This is a genomic window from Sporosarcina sp. OR05, from assembly GCF_041414805.1.
Taxonomy (GTDB): domain Bacteria; phylum Bacillota; class Bacilli; order Bacillales_A; family Planococcaceae; genus Sporosarcina; species Sporosarcina saromensis.
Genome location: NZ_JANKJL010000002.1, coordinates 139481 through 164208 on the forward strand (window position 1 = coordinate 139481; position 24728 = coordinate 164208).

23 protein-coding genes are annotated in these 24728 nt (G+C 39.9%); 19 read left to right on the forward strand and 4 right to left on the reverse strand.

Translation table 11 applies throughout. The features are described 5' to 3' along the window. Positions 1-29 precede the first annotated feature (29 nt). A complete protein-coding gene (locus NRI27_RS04955; RefSeq protein WP_371389798.1) occupies positions 30-1814 on the reverse strand; it encodes a B12-binding domain-containing radical SAM protein in 1785 nt (594 codons plus the stop codon). A 189-nt stretch (positions 1815-2003) separates the two neighbouring features. Between NRI27_RS04955 and NRI27_RS04960 the strand changes: the two genes are divergently transcribed. Together NRI27_RS04960 and NRI27_RS04965 are read left to right on the forward strand one after the other, a co-directional pair. Next, on the forward strand, positions 2004-3434 hold the full coding sequence (locus NRI27_RS04960) for an ATP-binding protein (RefSeq protein ID WP_317941829.1): 1431 nt from the start codon (positions 2004-2006) through the stop codon (positions 3432-3434). 83 nt (positions 3435-3517) lie between these two features. Continuing rightward, complete coding sequence (locus NRI27_RS04965) at positions 3518-3964, forward strand: MarR family winged helix-turn-helix transcriptional regulator (RefSeq protein WP_317941828.1); 447 nt, start codon at positions 3518-3520, stop codon at positions 3962-3964. 73 nt (positions 3965-4037) lie between these two features. Here the strand turns inward: NRI27_RS04965 and NRI27_RS04970 are convergent, their stop codons facing one another. Both NRI27_RS04970 and NRI27_RS04975 read right to left on the reverse strand, forming a co-directional pair. Then, positions 4038-4685 (reverse strand): hypothetical protein, encoded by a 648-nt coding sequence (locus tag NRI27_RS04970; RefSeq protein ID WP_317941827.1) that lies wholly within the window; start codon positions 4683-4685, stop codon positions 4038-4040. Between the two features lie 49 nt (positions 4686-4734). Next, a complete protein-coding gene (locus NRI27_RS04975) occupies positions 4735-4923 on the reverse strand; it encodes a YkvS family protein (RefSeq protein WP_317941826.1) in 189 nt (62 codons plus the stop codon). A gap of 185 nt (positions 4924-5108) precedes the next feature. On the opposite strand from NRI27_RS04975, the gene NRI27_RS04980 reads away from it, so the two are divergent. The 5 genes from NRI27_RS04980 to NRI27_RS05000 all read left to right on the forward strand — a co-directional run bounded on the left by NRI27_RS04980 (position 5109) and on the right by NRI27_RS05000 (position 9643). Then, positions 5109-5267: an aspartyl-phosphate phosphatase Spo0E family protein gene (locus NRI27_RS04980; protein ID WP_317941825.1), complete on the forward strand. Its 159-nt coding sequence runs from the start codon at positions 5109-5111 to the stop codon at positions 5265-5267. 34 nt (positions 5268-5301) lie between these two features. Next, positions 5302-6237, forward strand: a complete 936-nt coding sequence (locus NRI27_RS04985) for an AAA family ATPase (protein ID WP_371389800.1) — start codon at positions 5302-5304, stop codon at positions 6235-6237. After that, positions 6234-7445 carry a DUF58 domain-containing protein gene (locus NRI27_RS04990; protein WP_371389802.1) on the forward strand — a complete coding sequence of 404 codons (1212 nt, stop codon included), beginning with the start codon at positions 6234-6236 and terminating at the stop codon, positions 7443-7445. Before NRI27_RS04985 ends, NRI27_RS04990 begins: the two co-directional genes overlap by 4 nt. Then, a complete protein-coding gene (locus NRI27_RS04995; RefSeq protein ID WP_317941822.1) occupies positions 7388-8620 on the forward strand; it encodes a hypothetical protein in 1233 nt (410 codons plus the stop codon). The genes NRI27_RS04990 and NRI27_RS04995 overlap by 58 nt, the downstream gene beginning before the upstream one ends. A 138-nt stretch (positions 8621-8758) precedes the next feature. Further along, on the forward strand, positions 8759-9643 hold the full coding sequence (locus NRI27_RS05000) for an NAD(P)-dependent oxidoreductase (RefSeq protein ID WP_317941955.1): 885 nt from the start codon (positions 8759-8761) through the stop codon (positions 9641-9643). A gap of 164 nt (positions 9644-9807) precedes the next feature. Here NRI27_RS05000 and NRI27_RS05005 read toward each other — a convergent pair whose 3' ends face one another. Then, a complete protein-coding gene (locus NRI27_RS05005) occupies positions 9808-10281 on the reverse strand; it encodes a YkyB family protein (protein ID WP_371389804.1) in 474 nt (157 codons plus the stop codon). Positions 10282-10607: 326 nt separating this feature from the next. Between NRI27_RS05005 and NRI27_RS05010 the strand changes: the two genes are divergently transcribed. From NRI27_RS05010 to NRI27_RS05065, 12 genes are all read left to right on the forward strand, one after another. Beyond that, positions 10608-12659, forward strand: coding sequence for a putative bifunctional diguanylate cyclase/phosphodiesterase (locus NRI27_RS05010; RefSeq protein WP_371389805.1), 2052 nt, complete (start codon positions 10608-10610; stop codon positions 12657-12659). Positions 12660-12793: 134 nt separating this feature from the next. Further along, on the forward strand, positions 12794-13552 hold the full coding sequence (fadH, locus tag NRI27_RS05015; RefSeq protein ID WP_317941819.1) for a 2,4-dienoyl-CoA reductase: 759 nt from the start codon (positions 12794-12796) through the stop codon (positions 13550-13552). 73 nt (positions 13553-13625) lie between these two features. Then, positions 13626-13862: a hypothetical protein gene (locus tag NRI27_RS05020; RefSeq protein WP_317941818.1), complete on the forward strand. Its 237-nt coding sequence runs from the start codon at positions 13626-13628 to the stop codon at positions 13860-13862. 285 nt (positions 13863-14147) lie between these two features. Further along, the gene (cbpB, locus tag NRI27_RS05025) at positions 14148-14585 is read left to right on the forward strand and encodes a cyclic-di-AMP-binding protein CbpB (protein WP_317941817.1); all 438 of its coding nucleotides are present in this window, start codon (positions 14148-14150) and stop codon (positions 14583-14585) included. Between the two features lie 107 nt (positions 14586-14692). Further along, complete coding sequence (locus NRI27_RS05030) at positions 14693-16180, forward strand: MDR family MFS transporter (protein ID WP_371389807.1); 1488 nt, start codon at positions 14693-14695, stop codon at positions 16178-16180. Then, complete coding sequence (locus NRI27_RS05035; RefSeq protein WP_317941815.1) at positions 16161-17057, forward strand: transcriptional regulator CcpC; 897 nt, start codon at positions 16161-16163, stop codon at positions 17055-17057. Before NRI27_RS05030 ends, NRI27_RS05035 begins: the two co-directional genes overlap by 20 nt. An 82-nt stretch (positions 17058-17139) precedes the next feature. After that, positions 17140-19560: a DUF7408 domain-containing protein gene (locus NRI27_RS05040; protein ID WP_371389808.1), complete on the forward strand. Its 2421-nt coding sequence runs from the start codon at positions 17140-17142 to the stop codon at positions 19558-19560. Next, positions 19557-20486 carry an ABC transporter ATP-binding protein gene (locus NRI27_RS05045; RefSeq protein ID WP_371389809.1) on the forward strand — a complete coding sequence of 310 codons (930 nt, stop codon included), beginning with the start codon at positions 19557-19559 and terminating at the stop codon, positions 20484-20486. Before NRI27_RS05040 ends, NRI27_RS05045 begins: the two co-directional genes overlap by 4 nt. Continuing rightward, positions 20483-21334 (forward strand): ABC transporter permease, encoded by an 852-nt coding sequence (locus tag NRI27_RS05050; RefSeq protein ID WP_371390055.1) that lies wholly within the window; start codon positions 20483-20485, stop codon positions 21332-21334. The genes NRI27_RS05045 and NRI27_RS05050 overlap by 4 nt, the downstream gene beginning before the upstream one ends. Positions 21335-21344: 10 nt before the next feature. Then, a complete protein-coding gene (locus NRI27_RS05055) occupies positions 21345-22829 on the forward strand; it encodes a hypothetical protein (protein WP_371389810.1) in 1485 nt (494 codons plus the stop codon). 21 nt (positions 22830-22850) lie between these two features. Beyond that, positions 22851-23843, forward strand: coding sequence for an AAA family ATPase (locus NRI27_RS05060; RefSeq protein ID WP_317941810.1), 993 nt, complete (start codon positions 22851-22853; stop codon positions 23841-23843). After that, complete coding sequence (locus NRI27_RS05065; protein WP_317941809.1) at positions 23843-24715, forward strand: DUF58 domain-containing protein; 873 nt, start codon at positions 23843-23845, stop codon at positions 24713-24715. The genes NRI27_RS05060 and NRI27_RS05065 overlap by 1 nt, the downstream gene beginning before the upstream one ends. Positions 24716-24728 lie beyond the last annotated feature (13 nt).

The window sequence follows — 24728 nt, forward strand, 5'->3', positions numbered from 1 at the left end:
TGGACCGTTATCCGGTCGCACGCGTTTTTTTATCGGACTGTAATCGAGTCCATAGCTATTTTATCAGTTGAACGAATTGATTCACGCATAAAACGGAATTGTGGTTTGTGTCCACGGCAAAAGAGGGTTATTAAGTAGCCTTTTTCCATGCTGTACTCCATTGCATCATCTCCATTTGGTCGTACATTGATCGGTGTGATGAACGTATGTTTACGGATATTGCGTTCTGTTAAACGTGTGGGCGTGATGATGTCTTTAAGATACTGCTCATCTTGTAAAATACGTTGTTCAAGACTAGTTAATTCATTGGCATCAAGCTCTACATCCCACCAAATATGACGCGGTTGGAACGAATGGTGAGCTAAATAATCGATTTTCATGAGACTACGGATGATGTTCATGTCCCCTCGTTCAGTCTCCTCTAAAAATGCTTGGAGACGTGTGTAGAGGTCTTGCAACTGATGCCCGATTCTTGACCAGCCACGCGTCTCCCAGTAGGTCCCGAATTGTTGGAAGAAGTCAAACGGTGTCTCGAATACATGAGAAACAATATACTCGATTGTTCGTGGCATACGATTGTCATTCCAATATTTTTCGAGTACGTCTTCGGTCTGTTTAATCTGAAGAATCTCATCGAACGTTAACACATTATTCGAAAGGATTTCATAGGGTGCCTCATCGATATACGTATAACCGTATTGTTCCGCTTGGATTCGTAACCCTGTTCCGCGCAACAGCTTAAGGAAACCTAGCTGCAGTTCTTCAGGACGCATCGCGAATACATCATTAAATGTACGTCTAAAGGAGTTGTAATCTTCTTCAGGCAACCCGGCAATCAAATCTAAGTGTTGTGCGATCTTTCCTCCTTCTTTTACCATTGTGACTGTTCGAGAAAGCTTTTCAAAATTTTGTCGTCGCTTCACTAATTCATTCGTCAAATCGTTTGTCGATTGGACACCAATTTCAAATCGGAATAGACCGGCAGGGGCATTCTCATTTAAGAAATTGATGACTTCAGGGCGCATAATGTCACCTGTAATCTCAAATTGAAAAACCGTACCTGGCACATGTTCATCAATTAAAAACTGAAACATTTCCATCGCATAGCTTCGACTAATATTGAATGTGCGGTCAACGAATTTGATTGTTTTCGCTCCATTTTTCATTAAATATCGAATATCGTCTTTAATTGCCTCCCGATTGAAATACCGAACGCCAACTTCGATTGACGATAAACAGAACTGACAAGAAAACGGACATCCTCTGCTCGTTTCGATGTAGGTGACACGGTTACTGAGGTGGGGTAAGTCTTCATGAAACCTAAATGGTGAAGGTACTTCACGTAAGTCGAGCTTTGGTCCAGGAGGAGTTGCTTTGAAGATGCCATTTTCTATGTAGGCAATCCCTTGGACTTCTGTTAAATCTATCTTACGTGCGTAGTAATCTAACAATTGTTTAAATGTTCTTTCGCCTTCTCCAATAACAATTACATCGATTTCGGGAACTTTTTCCAACCATTTATCGTAATCATATGTGACTTCAGGTCCGCCTGCAATGATAATTAAATCTGGGTTCGTCTTTTTCAACGTTCGAATTACTTTTAAGGATTCTTCTATATTCCAAATATATAAGCTGAATCCGACAATTTTTGGTTTTTTTTGATGGATATCTGCTACAATATTTAAAATGGGATCTTTAATTGTGTACTCCGTAAGTACTGGTTCATATTCAGGTTGTGCATATGCCTTTAAGGAACGGATCGCTAAATTCGTATGAATATACTTTGCATTTAGAGTAGTAAGGATAATGTTCATGTTTTTTCACCTTTTTTAGTAGTATTTAAGTAGTGTGTCTTGATACGTGTAATTAGTTATATGTGACTATTTTAATGTGTGTAGGAATATGAAATAATCAAAAATAAAGATAATTATTAAAATTGTATTTCTTCTCATCAAATCTATTCATTGCTCATATTGTCTACAAATGACATAGGAGGTATCAAATTGAGTGATCTTGAAAAAACGAGAAAAAGTTTGTCGTTCCTAGTGGATGACAGCCTTCGACCGGGTCTCATCTTGCATATGGATGGAAACGTCCTGTATGAAAATGAAGCATTCAAACTGTGTTTTGACAGTGTAACGAATCGAAATATCGTCCAATTACTAGATGCATCATCGTATGAAGCTTTCGAAAAATTTACGCGTAAAGCTAAACGATCAGGATGCATGATGATGGAAATGATGCCGAAGAAAGTCATGTTAACCGAAAAGCATCCTGTGGATATGCAGTTACTCTTTGTTCCTGATGTTAATAAAATGATCGTAATGTTTGATGCTGTTCATCTTCAAATGCTCCCCTCAATGAAAACATATGTTAATGCATTTAACCAATCATCCAACTTCATCCTCCTCGTGGACCAGGAGGGAATCATTAGGGACGTTAACGCCATGCATACTGTTTTCATCAACCGAAGACGGGAAGAACTGATTGGCGAAAACATTTCTACAGTCCTCTCCATCATCGATTCTAGAAATACCAATAACTTTGCGGAATTATGTGAAACTGTGAAAAGACAAGGTTGTGTAGAAACATTTAAATCGTACCAACGGACACAGGAAGATACGCGTCATTATCATATTACTACGTATTACGATCAAGAAACAAATATGTATATTATTCAAATGGCCGATTCAACAGAAAAAGAGAACCTTCAAGTCCAATTGGCACATTCAGGATCTCTATCAGCAGTTGGTCAGATTGCAGCGAGCATTGCGCATGAAATTCGTAACCCGATAACAACGTTAAAAGGATTTACACAGTTATTAAAAGCATCCGCTTCAGACGATTCAAAACGGTATATATCCGTTATTGAAGATGAAATCGATCGGATGGAATCGATTCTGGGAGAAATGCTAGTGCTGTCAAAACCGTCTGTAAAGAAGAAGAGTATTTTTTCACTGGAAATTCTAGTAGATGAAATGGTGGCAGTGTTACAACCAAAAGCACTTATGGAAGGAATTGAAATTGATACCGATATTCGTGTAAAGGAAAGTCCACTTCTGCATGGTGACCCAGATAAATTTAAACAAGTCTTATTGAATCTTTTCAAGAATGCCCTGGAATCGATGGAACACGGTGGGATTTTGACAATTCAGCTTTCAGAAGAAGACAAAAAATTAATGTTGACAATTAAAGATACAGGCAAAGGAATGACCTTGCATCAAGTGAATCAAATTTTCATGCCCTTTTTTAGCTCAAAGCCCGGTGGTACAGGTTTAGGTTTACCATTCGTCTTGAAGACAGTAGAAGAGCATGGAGGAACGATTGCGGTAGAAAGTCAACTGGAAATCGGGACAAAATTCGTGTTGACATTGCCAAAAAAGAATGAGGCTGCTAACGAAATGATGAATTGCAAACGGACGATTGTTTCATAACAATGGATATTTTGACACTTCCTTCAACTGAACAGTATAATAGTGTCACAGAGTTAAGGAATAATAGAAGGTGGATTTGAATAATGGCGAATGGTAAGGATACGGCCCGTGCATTAAAGTTATTTATTGTCCTTTCGAGGGCAAGCAAAGTCGTCTTGGAAGAAGCGAACAAGTTAATTGAAACCTATGATTTAAATCCAACTGAATTTGCGGTATTAGAATTGTTGCATCACAAAGGAAGGCAGCCTATTCAAAAAATTGGTCAAAAAATTTTATTACGAAGTGGGTCTATGACATATGTTGTAGATAAGCTTGAAAAAAGAGGACTCCTTGAAAGGGTTTCCAGTATGGAGGATAAAAGAATTACGTATATGTCGATTACACCAGCAGGTACAGCGTTAATTGAAGAGATCTTTCCCTCCCATGAAGAGAATATTGCTGGAATCATGTCGACACTTAGTGCTGAAGAACAAGAACATGCAATTCATCTTATAAAAAAATTAGGCTTATCAGTTAGGGATTTATCTTAAAGTCGAACTTATTATTAATCATACTTAAAAAGCCGGACAGCCACTATGATGTGACTGTCCGGCTTTCCTTTATTCATTGAATGGTTTCGCCCATTTTCAGAAAATCATTTGTAAATTCTCCATCTTGAGCATCAAAAATTGTCAATCTGACAATCATATCCCCTTTTTCAAAAAGCACTCCTGTGACGGGACCTGTAGCGGTTTCTACTTTAAAAGCTTGAACGTTTGACACACCCTCGTTGGAGTTAGTGTAGACATCATTCACTTCTTCGGGTTCAACTCCATCACTTGAGGCTTTTAAAACTTCTTGCATATTTTCCGCAAGGTAATCATACAAGCCATCTTCTGCAGTTTTAGTTTCAATGCGCATAAACGCTGACTCATTGGTATTTGAGTACAAGCTATCTCGGCCAGGCTCTTCACTTGTTAATGTGTAGCCAGGTAACACTTTAAGTGCATAGGGTTGTTCATCGCTTTCTGTCAACGTAGCATCTGCCAGCTCATCGGAAGAGTCCGAAGAAGAAGTTTCTGAATCGTCGCTACCACTTTCCTCGGTACCGTCAGTTGTCGTACTCTCATCAGTCGAACTTTCCTCTGAAGGATTGACCGACTGTTCTTGTTTTTCTTTAGCGGGTTCTTCATTGTTGCTTTCTGTGCCGCATGCTGCAAGGAGTAGGGTTGCGGCAAGCCCGGTGTATAAAATTTTAAATTTAATCTTCATTCATAATCCCTCCCATTTACTAATTGGACGTATCATTGGCTGAAACGTTTCACTGATCACTTCCATGAATAATTGTATACCGTTTATGGTTGACAACTGTTTTTTCTTCCAGCTCAAGTTCATCGAAGTTTTCCATGAATGTCAAATCGACAATGACAGAGTTCTCATTTACTTTTTCAACAATCCCTTGTAAACCATCTCTGAATTCTATAATGTTGCCAACTTCTGCGATTTTCATAGTTCGCCAGCTCCTTAAACAGATTATCTTTTATAGTGTGCCTTAAAATGTTCAATTCGTAAAGGTTTTCACTCAAAAAATTGTGCAATTTCATAAGAAACAACGAGATTGTTAAAACGTTTCTAATTATTTGTAAAATAGGTTATACTAGACTTTTAAAACTATTATTCTCGGGAGGCTAGCGCATGAGATGTTTATTGGAAGAACAAATCGAATTGACGCGTCAAGAGTTGAGTGCGATAGCGTTAGAAAAGGGGATTTCTTCTAAAGAGACGATTGAAGTGAGTGAAGAACTTGATCGTTTATTGAATGCGCTCCAAACAATAGACGAGTTGCCGGGATAATAGATGATTAGGGGAATAGGGAGGATTATGTAAAATGGTGACGTTACAAGAGTTTCGAGAAGAATTGAATGAAGCGGTTGTGGGGAGAGAAAAGGAATTTGTTCTATTGTTAATTGCCCTTTTACAAGGAGGGCATGTGTTGCTTGAAAGTGTGCCGGGTTCCGGTAAGACAATGATGGCAAAAAGTTTTGCCAATACATTCAAAGGGATTTTTAAACGTGTTCAGTTCACCCCGGATGTACTACCGTCCGATGTGACAGGTATTCGATTTTTTAATCCACAAACACAGGAGTTTGTCTTAAAAGCAGGACCTGTACAAGCGAATATCCTTTTAGCGGATGAAGTGAATCGAGCGACCCCACGTACACAGTCAAGTTTGTTGGAAGCTATGGAAGAGAAGCAGGTAACGATTGATGGAGAAACGATTGAATTGCCTACTCCATTCATGGTCATTGCCACACAAAATCCTATTGAATCTCAGCAGGGAACTTTTCCGTTACCGGCTGCTCAGTTAGATCGTTTTCTATTTAAATTGACAATCGATTATCCTTCATTTGATGAAGAACATGAGATTTTGCGCCAATATGGTTCTAAACCTGGAGAAATTCGAACAAAAGCGCTTGTCGACGCTCAACTTGTCCGTCAATGGGCAAAAGAAGCCGGAGAAGTGACTGTCCATGAAGATATTGAAAGATACATTCTAAAGATTGTTCGAGCTACAAGAGAACACCCTATGATGGAACTTGGGTTAAGTTCACGAGCTGCACTTGCAATCCTACAAGCCACTAGAGCAAAAGCATATATAGAAGGCAGGAAGTATGCTACACCGGATGATGTGAAAGCGATTGTGGCACCTGCTGCATTGCATCGACTGGAGTTATCGACAGAAGGTATGTTAACACGCTCGGTAGAGGAAGTGTTGAATGAAATTGTCAATCATGTGACTGCTCCGATTGAGGCGACTGTATGATGAATTGGATCCGCTATGAGCATGGGTTCAAGGCGATCTACAACGGCATGCTCCTTACACTTACATTATTTCTACTCTGTGCAGTGTTTGGTTTATCTACACTAGCGGCTTGTTTTGCTTCAGTATTTGCAATGTTGGCTTTTCAGAATTATTATTTCTCCAAAATTGGAGAGGGGTTGACTGTTCGATTCAAAGCGAAACAAAAACGAATCTTAATTGGGCATGACGAAGAACTCATAATGGAATTTGAGAACGGTAGGGTCCCTATTTGGAACGGCACACTTGTTTTGTCAATGGAAGATTCGGTTGCACCGAAAAATTTGTTAATGAAAAACTTTAGTGGAATCTATGATATTTATATTCCTTTTGCAATTGGTCGTCATGAAACGACAGAAATTCGTATTCCGTTAGAAGGGAAAAAACGAGGCAAATCAAGAATAACGAGGGTGTTGCTGGAAATTCCTCATATGTTTGGGGATGGTTCAGTCAATATGGAACTAAAAGATGTAGTCAGTTATCAAAGTATCGTATACCCAAGAATTACGAAGTTAGGAAGAGAGCTGACACCATCGCCTTTTAAACCAGGAGAATTTCAACAACGGCAGTCATTGTTTGTTGATCCTTTCCAACCGATCGGTACGCGTGATTATATGCCCAATGACCGATTTGATCAGATTCACTGGTCAGCTTCTGCGAGAATGCAAAAACTGCAGACGAAAGAATTTCAGCCAATTAGTGCACAAATGATTGTTTTGATGATGAACGCGCTTGAGAAAGACCGAGGTTATCATGACTTTGAAGCAAAAATTGAACGGCTTGTCGCATACGCGGATTATTGTACGAAAAATGAGATTCCTTATGCGGTTGCCATTAATTTGCGTACTTTGGGAGGAAGACCCTACTTGTTCATTCCAAGTGGCTCTGGAAAATTGCACTTTCAAGAGGTAATGGAAATGATGGCGCAAATTTCAGATCGTTATGCGAAAATGCCTTTTGAGGAGATGATGAAACATATGGAGAGTTCAGGTCAGCTCTCTCCAACGATTATACTTATCTCTCATGTTCAAGAAAGGTTTCAAAGGATTGTTCATCAGTGGGAAAGACGTTATACAGTTACAGTCGATACTTCTTTTGAAAGGGATGAAAATGGATGGGAGAAGCCAGAATTGAAGATGACAGGAACCGATTCAGTAATTCCGAGCGCTTGATTGTTGAGTTATCGCTCCTGGCTTACATTTTTGCTTTCTTTCCACAAGAAGTTCATGCGGTTGTAGCGTTTGTATGGATCTTGATTGCGTTATTTGGAGGCATTGTAAGCTATTTCTTGTTTAGTAAGCGTGATTATTCAATAGGGCTGGGTATAGGTTTGGCCTTAAGTTTGACGATGCTAGTTTTGTTTGCAGGTGTTCCGCTTATGAGCGGCTGGTTTATATTCTTGTTTGCATTGTGGCGGATACAAGGGAATTTTAATGGTTCTCGCATTCATGGTTGGCCGTTTTTATTCGTAAATACATTTGTATTTGTCATACTAACAGTTCTTGTTCGGTTATTGTTTCCAATGGATAACCCTGGAGTTAGGATTCAGGAGCAGGTTGTCATCTATCTTGTTATCACATTTCTGTATTTCTTTGTGCGAATGTTGACGATTTGGAGTAATAGCCGCAAATTAGCTAATTTTAAATTAGTCGATGCCAATCGAATATTCTTCTCCATTATTGGGCTAGGCAGTGCAGTATTTGCACTTATCGCATTTGGCTTGAAACCTGTGCGTCTTGGATTATTCATGTTAATGGGTTTTTTATTCAACGGATTGTTCACGCTGTTCGGTAAAGCGACGAGTCCGCTTGTTGAGTATATTAACCGTGAAGCTACAAAAATTCAAGAGGAATTGGAAGATGAGTCGAGTGCCGTTGATTTTGAAATGCAAGAAGAGGCAAAAGTGTTTGGGGACGAAGGAAGTATTTTTGAATATACGATGTTTGCGGTGACTGCTTTTTTATTACTTGCTGCAACAATTTACTTGTTTAGAAGAAAACGAAGAACAAAGCAGATAGAGAAGAAAGAACCGTATACGTTTACATCTAAAGGGAGAAAGCGGAATAACGTGAGTCCTCTTAAACTAACGTATGATTATTCAATTGCGCGAGATGTTGTTAGACAAGCTTTTGAAAGTTTTGAGTTAGAAGCAAAAAAATACAATTTTTCTCGGTTTCAAGGTGAGACTGTCTCTGAATGGTTTGCGAGAATGGGGTGGAAGCAGGAAGTACTTGTTGTAACGCTTTACAATGATGTTCGTTACGGTGCCTATATCCCTTCAGAATTGGAGCAAAACACATTTTTACAAGCACTTGAAAAAATAAAGGAAAACTTTTTTACGAAATAGGTTTAACCTTTGTATGATCAGGGCATAGTATGATTGAACACAGCAACATTCTCATTTCCCCCTTTTGAGGACAGAACCTTTTCAGGTTTTGTCCTCCTTTTTTTGTTGAACATTGTTTATAATGAGAGTAATACATATATTGGAGGGGTCAACTTGGAGAAGGCGAAAATAGCGTTCATTGGCACGGGTGTAATGGGTAAAAGTATTGTAAAGCATTTGTTGCAAGCGGGACATGAAGTCACAGTTTATACGAGAACAAAAGCAAAAGCGGAGGAACTGCTTCAGTTTGGGGCTAAATGGGCTGAAACAGTTGGGCAAGCGGTTGAAGGGGCGAGCGTTATTTTTTCGATGGTCGGTTACCCAACTGATGTGGAGGAAGTGTTCTACGGTAGTGGCGGGATTTTAGAGAATGCTAATTCTCAGGCTTTGTTTATTGACATGACGACTTCCAGCCCTTCGTTAGCGCAGCGCATGGATGCTGATGCGAGGGAAAGAGGTTTGTATACACTAGACGCGCCAGTATCGGGTGGAGATGTTGGGGCACAAAATGGTACACTTTCTATTATGTGTGGAGGGGCTGAAGAAGTGTTCGAAAGGGCGCTACCTTTCTTACAACTATTCGGTAAGCAAATTGTGTATCAGGGTCCTTCAGGGGCTGGCCAGCATACAAAAATGTGTAACCAAATCGCTATTGCGACAGGCATGATTGGCGTTTGTGAAGCACTCGTCTATGGAAAGAAAGCGGGTCTGGATTTAGATACTGTATTACAGTCCATTGCAACAGGTGCAGCGGGATCTTGGTCATTGTCCAATTTGGCTCCTCGAATCATAAAAGGAGATTTTGAGCCGGGTTTTTACGTAAAGCATTTTGTGAAAGATATGAAAATTGCTTTGGAGGAAGCTGATAGGATGGGAGTAGCTCTTCCTGGTCTTCAAATGGCAAAGGATTTATATGCAGAGTTAATAGAGGAAGGGTATGGAGAAAAAGGTACTCAAGTGTTATTTATGAAATATAAGAATTGATTGATAGATGGAGTTAAAGGTACAAGAAACAGAGGGTGGCATGCTGTTTGTATAAGTGGAAAATAGAAAAACGCGTGAAAGCAAAGGAACAGGCCGATTGCTTTTACGCGTTTTTTTCTGTTTGATGTTCGTCACGCAATGTCAACTCTTTGGTGATCCTACACTTACTTCCCATCTAAGTAAGAGGAACGGAAAGGTTGTGTATGTGACATTCGCTTGGTTTTGTGTTCCTTTATTGCAGGTCTTTTTTTAGGAGGAGTTTGGTGTACGACAGAGTCTTCACCAATGAATGATAGCAACAATTCTTTAGCTGCTTTTAAATTCATATGGATTTGAGGGTTTCGGAATTGTTGGTCTTGATTGCCAAGGTGAGGGAGAGATGTGAAGTCTTCTTTTGTTGGTAAGGTATGAAAGAGAAAATCACTGCATGCCACAAGAACTGTTGAGCTTTGTTTGCTTAATTGAGGATTCTCAATAAAATGCAAACCGATTTTTTGGGCATCCCCATTTTGAAGGAGTTGTTGAATCGCTTTGTTTTTCAGTGTATACAACTCACGATTATTCGTAGCTGTTTTGGCGTGTCGGTTCACGGTATAGATGGCGATTGCCAATTGCTGTATTCTTTCTTCGTTAGTCACTGTTATCCTCCGCTCAAATATTGACGTCTGTCCTCCTATCATAGCATAGTTGAAACTAAAATGAAGTAGAGATGAATTTCACACAGATTACGCTACGATTTAATACCAAAACTCACTGATCATCGTCTTAACTCTTCGTGACATATGTGTACGGTACTACGGTTCGTTTACAGAAATTTACGTAGAGACACTATTTTTTTGTCGAATAAAAAGGTATACTTGTAAAATAACGTAGAATAGTAGGAAAACATGTATAATGATCGCCCTTAGCAAGAGATGTCCCCCTACTGCTCGTTAAAAGACAATCGACATGCATGGAGGCATACATGGAGAATAAAACTGTACAAGAACATCATGACGAAACACTGTGTACATATTTACAACAACATCCTCACATTCTTGCCATCCTGATCGGCAGTATGCACGGCGACGATTGGACGGTTCTGTCCACAAATGAAGAAGCAAAGCGGTTTTTTGAAGAAAGTGAAGGGCTAGACGCGGCCAGCTACTTTGGACCATTCTGGGCGCCTTTACGTAAACAGATAGGTACAATGTGTTCTACACAAACGAGTAAAAACCAGATTGCTTATGAAAAAGATGAACAAGCCCACTTATTTGAGTCAATTATCATTCGCCAAGCTTCAGAACACTATCAAGAAATGTATGTGATTGAATTACGTTCACAAGAAGCGCTATTGGAAGAACAGAAAATCCGTATAGAATTCGAACAAAAATATATGTCAGTAATTGAGCATAATTTAGATCCGATTATTACAATTAATCGCAGCAATCGCATTACGTACGCAAATATATCCGTACATAATGCGTTTGGTTATCGAATGAAAGAACTGTCCGGACGTTCTGTCATCGATCTTTTGAGTGATGAAAAGAAAGAGGAATTCGATCACTTTATCGCACGGGCTTTTGCCGGTGAGTCATTAGAAATGGAAGGGATATCATTCTTTCATAAAAAAGGAAAGTATGTGACTTCCTATATAAAAGCAATTCCTGTAAAAATTATCGGATCAATTGATGAAATTCACTTGATTTTGCGCGATACTTCTTATCATCAAAAGAATAATGAAAAGTTATTGTTTTTATCTTATCACGATCAATTGACGGGTTTATGGAACCGACGTGCATTAAAAGAACATTTTAAAGTGGATGCCGACTATGCAAAGAAAAGTGATGAATATTTGTCTTTTATTCATTTAGACTTGGATCGCTTTAAAACGATTAACGATTCTCTTGGCCGCAATGGTGCGGATGAAATGCTGAAGATGATTGCCGACAGAATAAAAATGGTTTGTAGAAAGGATTGTAAGCTGTATCGAAATGGAGGGGACGAATACATCATCTCTTTCCGGAACCATTCCATTGACAGCACAGAATCATTGGTACAGCGGATTCTCAGTGATTTTACAAAACCTTTCTATTACAATCATCAAGAGTATTTCATCTCTGCATCAGTCGGTATTTCAGTCTATCCACATGATGGTGTATCACTTGAAGGATTATTGCAGAAGGCTGAGCAAGCTGTTTTGTACGTAAAAGAGAATGGTAGGTCCCATTATCGGTTTTATCGTGAAGATATGAATAGCACATTTACAGATTTGGCTTTAATGGAATCCCATCTTCGTCGAGCAATTGAATTTAATGAGCTTGCGGTTTATTATCAACCGCAAGTAAATTTAAATACAGGGCAAATCGATAGTTTTGAAGCGCTGTTACGATGGAATAATCGAAAGTTCGGTTTTGTTTCACCGATGGAATTCATCCCTTTAGCGGAAGAATCCGGCCTGATTCATACTATAGGTGATTGGGTGCTAGAAGTTGTTTGTAAGCAGTTGAAAGAATGGCAAGACAAACAATATCGTCCGGTTCGAATCGCTGTAAATATTTCTCCGAAACAATTCAGATCTGGAGATTTTGCACTGAAAACGAAAGAATTAATAGAAAAACATGAAATAGATGCCTCTTCTTTTGAAGTAGAAATTACGGAAACAGCATTAATGCACATGAACGATACTTTATTAACCTTGCAAAAACTAAAAGCAATTGGTGTAACTATTTCAGTGGATGACTTTGGAACAGGATACTCGTCTTTAAGTTATTTAAAGCAATACCCCATTGATATTATTAAAATCGATCGGTCTTTTATAAAAGACATTGAACATGATAAGAAGAACGAAGCAATTGCAAAAACGATTATTAACTTAGCCCATAACCTTGGAATGGAAGTTATAGCTGAAGGTGTGGAGAAAGAGTTACAAGCAAAAATTCTTAAAGCGGCGGCATGCCATAAAGCACAAGGGTTCTTGTTTAGTAAACCCGTTCCCGCTTCGCAAATTGTCGATCAATATTTTGACTGGATTTAACTAAAAAAATGAGGTACATGAAAGTGTGTAAGAAGTGACACATTTTCATGTGCTTTTTTAGTGTTCATCTATATCATATACAGAAAATTGTGCTATAATTATGAGTGAGTATTCATTCATAAAGGGGGAGTAACATGTTTGAGGAAAAAGTCATTATTGTAACAGGCGGTTCTAGCGGTATGGGCAAGTATATGGCGAGAAAGTTTGCTGAAGAGGGTGCTCACGTCATAATAACAGGACGGGATGAAGCGAAACTAGAACAAGCAAAATCAGAAATTGGGGAATCTGCATATTGTTATCAGATGGATGTCCGGTCAACTGAGCAAGTGCAGGGGCTAGTTGAGTTTGCAGATGAGAAATTCGGTAAGATTGATGGACTTGTAAATAATGCAGCTGGAAATTTTATTGTCCAAGCTGAAGATTTATCACCAAATGGCTGGAATGCGGTAATTGACATTGTATTGAATGGAACTTTTTACTGTTCAAGTGCTGTTGGCAAGTATTGGATAGAAAAGGGACAAAAAGGGAACATCTTAAACATGTTAGCCACATATGCATGGGATGCAGGCCCAGGGGTTGTTCATTCGGCAGCTGCGAAAGCTGGTGTCATGTCGTTGACTCGAACATTAGCAGTCGAGTGGGGACGTAAGTACGGCTTTAGGGTAAATGGAATTGCACCAGGACCTATTGAGCGCACAGGTGGAGCTGAAAAATTGTTCCAATCTGAAAAAGCGGTTCAACGTACAATCAATTCCGTTCCTCTTGGGCGTGTAGGAAAACCTGAAGAGATCGCTGAATTAGCAGCTTTCATTATGTCTGATAAAGCAGCTTATATGAATGGGGAAATCGTCACATTAGATGGTGGACAGTGGTTGAACCAATATCCTTTCTAATAGGGATTGCTTTAGTATTGTTTCCATTAAATTGCACACCCTACGTCATAATGAAGTAGGGAGGTTTACTAGTATGATGGATATTTGGACAGTTCCAGTTGTGATTGTCATTCTTATTATCGCTTATATTGGGTGGAAATCTGTGCGAAATTGGAATGAACCTGTAGTTCGTCTGAACAATAAAGATCAGCAAATCCCAGAGGTTGTGGAAGAAAACCCTTTTACTGTGAATCCGATTATTTGGGTGATCGCTGTCGCATCTGTGTTCATTCTGTTCGTGATTTTTTATTATTGGGCCTCTTCTTCATAAGAAGAGGTTTTTCACTTTGTATAGGTTGTCCAAATTACTTTCTTTATTTCCAGGCAGACGCGTTGGAAGTGCCCCGCGGAAAGCGTGCGCCGGAACGCAAGCCAACGGGTTCGAAGGAGTTTAACTGTAAATAAGTGAGTTAATCAACAAACCTGCATTGATTTTATTTCTCTTGCCCTTATTCTAATGCTCTTTCGCAATATGATACGCTGTTGGGAGACACTTATGGTATGATAGTGTTGAAGATTTGTTAGACAGCTTAAGAACCGAAGGAGCGATTCATTTATGATTTCTGTAAATAACAGGGATTTTTTGCATGTGCCGATTACAGACTATATTATTCCGTCTGAGAAAGTTGCACATGTGCAAGTTGGGAATAATGCTGAACACGCCCTTCTCGTCCTGACCAAGACTGGTTATTCTGCCATTCCTGTCATTGATTCGAAAAATCACTTAAGAGGTTTACTTGGTATCGGGATGATTACGGATTCCATTTTAGGATTGGAACGAATTGAATACGAACGGCTTTCAGACTTAAAAGTCGATGACATTATGCAAACAGACTTACCTACAATTAAAACAACCGATAAATTCCAAAAAGGACTAGATTTGTTAATTAACCATACGTTTTTATGTGTTACGGAAGAAGACGGGACATTTGCAGGGATATTGACAAGAAGAGTCATGTTAAAAGAGTTTAAAAAATACATTTACACAAAATAATCGATTCGATAGTCTGATTCGTCAGTATGCGTAACAAGGAAGGCTCCAAATTGGGGCCTTTTCCTAATTGTATACATAAATTATGGTTGGGTCATGGAGGGATGAATATGACGAAAGGTATAGCGACAAAACGGCCGCTCGTGCTTGTTTCTGTTATGCTTGCAATGTTCGTTGGGGCTGTTGAAGCGACAATTGTTTCCACAGCTATGCCCGCAATTGCAGCAGAGTTGGGGGGCTTTTCAAGATATAGTTGGATTTTTTCATCTTATTTATTAATGAGTACGGTGACAGTTTTAGTATATGGGAAACTTGCTGATCTATTTGGCCGCAAGCCAATATTTTTTTTAGGTCTTTCGATTTTTCTAATCGGCTCTATTCTTTGTGGTTTGGCGACATCCATGGAAATGTTAATTGTTTTCAGATTCATTCAAGGGTTAGGCGCTGGTGCAGTGATGCCGATTGCTACAACGATCGTAGGAGATATTTACACGACGGTAGAGCGAGCAAAAATACAAGGCTATTTGTCGAGTGTGTGGGGGATATCTGCCGTCTCAGGACCAGTTATCGGTGGCCTCATTGTTCAATACGTAGATTGGAAATATATCTTTTGGGTAAATGTTCCGCTTGGACTATTGGCGATGGCCGGTGTCTATTTGTTTTTGCATGAACCAGCAGTTGAACGTAAAGTGGCAATTGATAAGAAAGGAGCGTTATTACTGACGCTGTCGTTATCGTTCCTTCTTTTTTGGTTGGTTGAAGGAGGACAAGGGTTTCCCCGACTTTCTGCTATTAGCTTTGTCCTTCTCGTTTTGGGTCTTGCACTTTTTACTTTGTTCATTTTTGTCGAGCGTGTTGCAGAAGATCCGATGATGCCATTTTCTATTTGGAAAAATCCGGTTATCCTCTATGCCAATCTAGTTTCATTGACGACTGGTGTCATTCTCATTGGCGTTTCGACTTATTTGCCGACTTTTGTAACTGGCGTAATGGAACAACCTGCAATTATTGCTGGATTTACTTTAACGACGATGTCCATTGGCTGGCCTATTGCATCATCTGTTGCTGGGCATTTATTAGTGAGATTTGGACCCTTTCCAGTCTCTTTTGTTGGTGGACTTTCTCTCATTGTTGGTGCTGTTCTGTTCGTCTTCATGTCAAGCGAATCAGGACCGGTATGGGCAGCAGTTGCCAGCTTTTTCATTGGTGTCGGCATGGGGCTAACTAGCACTTCGTTCACTGTCACAATCCAAGGATCTGTTGGTCGGGAAAAAAGAGGTACGGCTACAGCTGCAAATATGTTTATGCGAAATTTCGGCAATACAATTGGAGCAGCTATTTTTGGTGCAGTCCTAAATGGATCACTTTTATTTATTTTTAAGCGAGAGCACCTTTTTTATGAAGTAAATGATATAAACGCACTATTAACCGTAGATGAGCGATTGTTATTGCCAACGTTGAAGTTGCAATCTCTCCAAGAAGCATTGGACAGTTCATTGCAATGGGTCTATATTGTCGTACTTCTCTTTGCCGTCATAAGTGTATTACTCATTTTACGCATTCCAAGAGGGAGGATGAATGAACGTGACGACAACTGAATTGGAAATTATTAAAGCACTTGCTGAAGAAGGAAACATGCGCAAAGCATCTGAGCGATTATTTCTCTCGCAGCCGGCATTGTCACAACGTCTACAGACGATTGAAAAAGAGTGGGGTGCAATGCTGTTTATCCGCTCACAAAAAGGCTTGGAACCGACACCTGCAGGCGAACTTGTTATCGCGTATGCAAGAGAAACGATTTTAAAGAAAGCAGAAACATTGGAAATGATCGCTTCACTTGCCGATAAAGTACATGGTACGTTGCGTATTGCGTGTGCATCCATTATTGGGCAAACTTGGTTGCCGCAAGTATTAAAAGAATTTGTCAGAATGTACCCCGATGCAAAAGTTTCTCTCATGACAGGTTGGAGTTCTGAAATTATGAAAGCTCTCTATGATGGGGAGGCCCATGTTGGAATTGTACGTGGACAAGTGGATTGGAAGAGCAAGAAAACGTATTTATTTAGGGATAAATTGTATTTAGTCGATCAAGAAATACAATCCATTGATGAATTGAAAAATACAGATCGACCGTTCATTCAATTCAAAAGTGATTCGAATTATTACATGGAAATTCAGAGATGGTGGCAACGACATTTTTCTCAATATCCCGGCCGTCAAATTACAGTCGACCAAATTGAGACGTGCAAACAACTTGCACTGAATGGAATTGGTTATGCGATTTTGCCAAACATTACGTTAACGGGCGATGAAAAAGTAAACAAAATTCCTCTTTTGAATAGTGAAGAAGAATTCGAATTGACAAGGGATACATGGCTGATTGGGTATGATTCCACATTTGCGTTAAAGCAAGTAAGTGCTTTTACAGAAGTGGTTATGGCGCATGCTGAAAAATTAAGAAAAGAATCAGAATAAAGGGGAACTTTCTTTCCTTTCCTACGTACTAATTAAGAAAGCTAAATAGATAAATGGCAATTGCCGATTAGGGGGAGTCTACATGTGGAAAAAACAGTGGGCAATCATAGCAATGCTGCTAACTGTATGCTTGTTCCTGCCAACTGTCCATGCGGCTGCAGCACCAGAATTAAAAGTGAAGGTGTCTGCGGGTTTTGACGGCAAGGCAAAATACGGAAAAGGAGCACCGATTTTAATTGAAGTCGAGAATAATGGAACTTCAACATTTAACGGTGACATGGTCATCGATACGCAACAAACGTATGAATCGGGTGTTGGAGAAGTCTTTCCTTTGTCGATAGAAGCAGGTGAAACAAAAACCGTATCTTTTGTTGTTTCGAAAATGTTTGATTTTAATATGTATGGATTAAATACGAAATCTATTTACTTTTATGAAGGTGGATGGAAAAAAGGTAAAGAAATTCAGCATAAAGGTTCTCAACAAATAACGGTTGCCATGTATCACGAAGATACGAAAATCATCACAACGTTTACAGATAACGTTGATCGACTTTCTGCAGTAAAAGGCATCCGATTGAATAATACTTCTTCTACTCAAGTGATTGATAGCACAAAAGTGGCATCCATTAAACTGCCTGATGAAGCTGCTGGATGGGGACCGGCTGATATTATTATCATAGACGAATATCCAGTTGCGGATTTATCTCCATCAGAGCAGGAATCTCTTGTGAATTGGGTTCGAGGTGGAGGCATCATCGTGTTTGGTGGATCGGATCATGTAGATGCCGAGGCAGGTACTTTTGCTGAATTTTTGCCTCTTAAAGTTGCTGAAAACAAAACAATCAGCCCACAGGTTTTTAATGACTGGACAAAAAGAAAAGGATTCACAGAAGATATTCAAATAGCAAAGGCGACATTGAACAAGGGAGCAACTGTTATCCATGCATCTGGTTCAGACATATTAGCCGCTTCCAACCAACTCGGAAAAGGAATGGTCGTACAGACTGCCTTCTCGGTTGGGGATGAACCATTTTCAAAAGTATCTGATGCAACTATCGTGTGGAATCAGATGCTGAATAATGTGCAACAATCATTAATGGTAGGCGGAAGTATGAACTATTATGACCAACCGATGGACTCTTTGCGCTGGACAATCGGTAATGCAAATGAATTGTTTCCTTCTTTTAAAGTTTCCGCTCCGTTCATTTTCGGAATCATCATTCTATATATCATTATTATTATCCCTGTATTATATTTTGTTTTAAAACGGAAAGACAAACGGGAACATGCTTGGTGGATCATCCCAGCCATATCAATTGTCGTTTCCGTATTCATTTTTGCATATGGTGCGCACGATCGTATTGGGAAAGCACAAATTCAACAGACATCTGTTTTCGATGTCAATCAGGACGGAACGATGACAGGGTATTTTGTTGAATCGATTTTAACACATAAAGGTGGAGACTTCGTGTTCACAGCACCTCGTGAGACGATTTTATCAACATTTACACCGTATTCTTCAGGGTTCTTCGGTCCTTCTCAAATGGGGACGAGTGCGCATAAAAGGGCGATACTGGAAAAAGATGCGAGTAGTTTGAACTTGTATGTACGAGACGTCGGATACTGGGACGTTGCGACCGTTTTTGGTCAAACGACATTAAACGAAGTCGGTACGTTTGCAATTGATCTGACCGTAAAAGATAAACAGTTAACGGGTGAAATTACAAACAATTTTCCTTTTCCATTAAGTGATGTGGCGATTTGGTCTGGAACAAAACAAATTACAGTTGGTGATTTAGGTCCTGGAGAAACAGTGAAAGTGAATGAAACGTTAAAAACATCTACGCTCATCAGAAAGCAGTCCTCAAATTCCATGTATATGGGTTATCAACCTGCTGCGACGACGGATGATCTAATGAAAATGCGTAAAGATAGTGTCCTTTCTTTTTCTGGTGATTTCATGAATAACCAACCAAAGCCAGTCGTAATCGGCTACACAGATACAAAGATTATTCCAGTTGAATTGGAAGGCACAAAAGCATCAACAGATGCATTCACGATGGTGTCACAAGCTTTTACACCGAATATCGAATTTAGCGGAGCTTTTTCTGTTGATGCCGAAATGATGACGATGGAGCTTTTGTCTGAAGTGAATAATATGCCTGCACATTCAAGTGGGTACGCAGGGAACATGTATTATTTTGACGAAGATGTATACATCCAATCATGGCATCTACCGAAAGATTTGCTAGAAAAAGCGTTTACGTGGAAGTCCATGGATATCTCAAAGATTAAGAAGAACTTGTATGATGTGAGTATATTAAATATCCAAACAAACGAATACGAACCACTTGAATCGGAAACGAGTTTGACAATTGATACGTTAGATCGTTACCTAACAACAGATGGGGTCGTTAAATTGAAATTGGATTTTATCAATAAACAGCATGGCAATGAGGCACAACCCCCAATCATCAAGTTGCATGGCGAGGTGAAGAAATGATTGACATACAGGGACTAACAAAAAAATATGGCCAATTTACTGCGTTAGATAATCTAAACCTTTCGTTAGATGAAGGGACGGTTTTTGGATTTGTTGGTGCAAATGGAGCAGGCAAATCAACGACATTTCTCATTTTATCGACTTTGTTGCAACCTACTTCAGGGGATGTTTTCATTAATGGAATTAGCGTGAGAAAGAAACCGGGTGAAATACGAAAGTTGATCGGCTACATGCCGGATTTCTTTGGGGTATACGATCAGTTAAAAGCGGATGAATATTTGGATTTCTATGGAGCTAGTTATGGAATTCCAGAAGATGAAAGAAAAAAACTCATACCACAATTACTAGAGCTTGTTAATCTATCCCATAAAAGATATTCGTATGTTGACTTATTATCCCGTGGAATGAAGCAAAGACTATGTTTGGCAAGAAGTCTTATACATGATCCAAAAGTTCTGATTCTAGACGAACCAGCATCAGGACTTGATCCTCGTGCAAGAATTGAAATGAGAGACATTTTAAGAACACTGAAAGGGATGGGTAAAACCATCTTGATTTCATCACATATACTGCCGGAACTTGCAGAGATGTGTGATGAAATTGGTGTAATTGATAATGGGAAGTTAATTGCACATGGATCTGTAACGGAAATTCAAAAAAAATTGCAAGGTGAAAAGCAAATTACAGTGCGCACAGTCGGTGATCGAGCAGAAGCGATTACATTTTTTGAAGAACAACCTTATGTTAGTACTGTTGAGTTGCTTGAGGAAAACGATGGATTCTCTTTCACTTATAGAGGAACGGATATTGAGCAAGCAAATATGTTACGAAAAGCAATGCTTGCAAATATACAAATATTATCGTTCATGGAGCATATTACGAATTTAGAAGATGTCTTTATGGAAATAACGAAAGGGGCGGACTGAATATGCGTTTCAACAATCCTGTTCTTGCGAAAGAGCTGAAATTGCGTTTCCGATCCTTTAAAGGCTTCAACGGCATCTTGTTTTTCTTACTTGCAATGTGTGTGTTTGTCTTTGGATACATTTTTCTCACCGTTAATATTGGTGGTAGCTCTTATTTCAGACCAAGTCAAAGTTTCGTCCTTTTTGCGTTTCTATCCTATATACAATTAGGTCTTGTGCTGTTTACGGCACCTGGCTTGACAGCGGGAGCTATAAGTTCTGAACGGGAAAAGCAGACATTACCGATCCTATTGACGACAGCTCAAAGCTCTTTCCAAATCATTTCTGGAAAGATGTTGTCTTCGGTAGCATTTCTTTTATTACTCATTGTTGCAGGTCTTCCAGTTTACAGTTTGGTGTTTTTGTTTGGTGGTATTTCGCCAATGCATTTTTTAAAAATGCTTCTATTTTTATTTGTGACTTTGCTTGCAATCGGAAGCTTAGGCGTAATGTTTTCGACATTACTCCGTAGAACAATTGTGTCGATGATTGTCACGTATGGCTCAATGTTGTTCCTTTCGGTCGTAACTGGCTTCCTTTTCATCATAACGATGCAAATGAAAATGTATACACAAATGGGTACACCATCTATGTCACCGTCCTATTTAGGCCAGTTTTTGGCGTCCATTAATCCGGCGGTTTTATTTGCTACTTTTTTATCACCTGATATGAATCGAACCATTCATGAGATGACGAATATCGATTTTCCTATTTGGGCAGGTTATTTAATTTTCTACGGTATTCTTACCATGTTTTCTCTTTTCATTGCAGTAAAGAGATTGCGTGTTAATATGAAAAAATTAAAATGAGGTGAACTTTTTGGAAGGGAAAAGAGCATTACAACGATATGTAGATCGTGCGTTACGAGCTCTTCGCTTTGAGCGATCGATTTATCAATTGCAAACAGGTTTGTTCATCTCCATCCTGGTTTATACGGTAATACTTGCCGCTTCCAGATTGTTTATCCTGCCTTACTATGAGCAGATTGCTTTTTGGGCTTCTTTTGGCACACTTCTCATCGCCGTCATTGTTATCCTTTTGAAACGAATTCATCGTCAAGAAGCTGTGTGGAGACTGGATCATTATTTACCGCACAATCTTCTTGTTACGGCTTTGGATGTGGACGACCAACAAACAAATTTAGCCGATGTACTAGTCGGTAATGCAAAGGCGCAAGTACCGACTGCGTACGAAAAATTTAAGAAACGGGATAAGCATTTTATCCATGCAAAAATGATAGTGGGTATTTTTGTTTTTTCAATCTGTTCAACGTTGCTCTTTTTGTTCCCGTCAGTTGCACAAGAAGAAGCAGAGGCAGTTGTAAAAGAAAAAGAGATTGTTGAAGAGTTGAAAAAGGAAATAAAAGATTTAGCGAAGAAAGAAAAAGTACCGGAGTTAAAAAAAGAACTCGAAGAACTAGCTAATCAATTAAAAGAAAGTCCAACATCTGAGCAGTTGCTGAAGGAGCTAGTGAAAAAACAGAAAGAGCTAAAATTGAAAGAACAAAAGTTAACTGAGAAACAATCTGTTGAAGGGCTGAATGATTCCGAACAAGAGGAGTTGGATCAACTTCAACCTCTCGTTGACCAATTAGCACAACAAGCCGGGAAGACTCAAAGTGCTTTAAATAAAATCGGCAAAGCACCAGCATTGCCTGCATTGGCTAATGCCGGAAAATCTACACAATCTGGTTCAAGTAATTCAACCGGAAACGGTAAACCTGGTCAAGGTCAAGGCGAAGGCCAAGGCGAAGGCCAAGGTGAAGGCCAAGGCGAGGGCCAAGGCGAAGGTCAAGGCGAGGGCCAAGGCGAGGGTCAAGGCGAAGGCCAAGGCGAAGGTCAAGGCGAAGGTCAAGGCGAAGGTCAAGGTCAAGGTCAGGGCCAAGGTCAAGGTCAAGGTCAAGGCCAGGGTCAGGGCCAAGGCCAAGGTCAAGGTCAAGGTCAAGGTCAAGGTCAAGGTCAAGGTCAAGGCCAGGGTCAAGGTCAAGGCCAGGGCCAAGGTCAAGGTCAAGGGCCGGGAAGTGGAATGGGAGCAGGTACTGGAAAAGGTGGTCGTGACCTTTTATCCATTCCTGCAAACAGAATAGGAAAACAAACCAATTCATCTATCGACAGTGGAAAACTTGGTGAAGGGGATTTCATCGAAGAGAACGAGCGGGAAGGGTTAACAGAGAAAGGGACGATACGTCCGTATAAAGAAGTAATCGGAAATTACAAAGATGCGTATCTAAAAGGGTCTGATAAAATGAAACTTCCAGCAGATTTACAACGTGTCCTTTCTGATTACTTTTCATCAATTGAATGATAAATGATAGGGGATGTATACATGTCTTTTTCACCTGAACAATTTGAAGAAATGAGTAGCAAACTTGCTGAAGTGCGGAGTGAGATTGGGAAATTCATCGTTGGCCAGCAAGAAGCAGTTGACTTTTGTCTGTATTCCATATTAGCTGACGGTCACGCATTACTTGAAGGTTTACCAGGTCTCGGAAAAACAATGCTTATTCGAACAATTTCTGAAGTGTTGGACCTATCCTTTGCGCGTATCCAATTTACGCCTGATTTAATGCCAGCAGACATTACAGGCACAAGTATTTTAGAACGTGATAAGGATGGAATTCAACGATTTATCTTCAAAGAAGGTCCGATATTTGGCCAAATGGTCCTTGCAGACGAAATCAATCGAGCGACACCTAAAACCCAAAGTGCTCTGTTAGAGGCGATGGGAGAAAAGACCGTAACGGTTCTCGGTGAAACGAGAAAAATGGCCAATCCATTTTTTGTATTGGCAACTCAAAATCCGATTGAAATGGAAGGGACATATCCTTTACCTGAAGCGCAAATGGACCGATTTTTGTGCAAGATTTTACTTCCGTATCCAACAAAAGAAGAATTGAAAGAAATTATGAAGCGAACGACAGGACCTCGTACAATCGGTGTAGAAAAAGTGATGACAGCTACTAAAATCATTGAAGCACAAGAAATGGTTAGAACTGTCGTAATTGCAGATGAAATGGTCGATTATGCAGTCGATTTGATTGCTGCAACCCATCAAAAAGTTGAAACAGGTAACGAATGGAGCCAGTACGTGCAATACGGAAGTGGTCCGCGGGGCTTGCAGTCCATTATTCGTTTAGCAAAAGCAAGAGCGCTTGTTTCTGGACGCTTCCATGTGTCAATTGCTGATATTAAGACAGTCGCTAAACCTGCATTACGCCATCGGGTCCTCATCAATTATGAAGGTGAAGCGGAAGGTGTCGACGTAGATCAGTTGATCGATAAATTATTGGAAGAGATTCGCCAAGGAGCATCTGTCTAATGGGTGAACAACTCTTTCCGGATGGTTTGACAAAAAGGTTAGGTGCACTAACCATTGCGACAAAATCACGGCGTCTTGGCCACCATAAAGGGACACATCGTTCAACGAAAACAGGTACTTCATTGGATTTCTCTGATTTTAGAGAGTATCATCCCGGTGATGACTTGCGCCACATCGATTGGAATGTGTTTGCCCGTACAGATAAGCCGTTCATTAAACAATTTTTGGACGAACAGGAGATGCGGATACATATACTGCTCGATTCCACAAAATCGATGGGAACGGATGGCAAGTGGGACTTTGCTCGCCAGCTTGCAATTGGATTTGGACAGATTGCATTAAAGAGCGGTGATACCGTTTCCTTTTCAACTTGGACAGCAGAGCAGAACTATTTCTTCAGAAAGAAGGGGGCACTCCATCGGGCTTCCTTTAAAAAATTCGTTTCGCAACTACCAGCACCGTCGTCCCCTAATGGTTTTGCTGATCATGCGCTTCGTCATGTTCCAAAGGCCGTTACGGTATTGTTCATCATTACAGACGGGCTGGAAGAACTGTCAAAGTGGGAGTTGCTTTTTAAAAGACTTCCGGGTATTTGCAGAGACGTCCGTGTTATGACAATACATTCTCGTACAGAAGAAGTGCCGACTTATGAAGGGGATGTAAGATTTATTGATGTTGAGGATGAAGCAATCGTGGAAGTATCACTAAATCACCGTATCGTACAACAGTATCAAGAAAAGAAAAGTAGGCATGAAGCGGAAATACGAGCACTGGCGAATAAATACGGTATCCAGCTGGTGCGTACAGAAGTTACAGATGGCGTCATGGAAGTGTTTACTAAGAAGATGCGCCATATTGGTTGGCTACGTTGAAGGGGGACGGCTA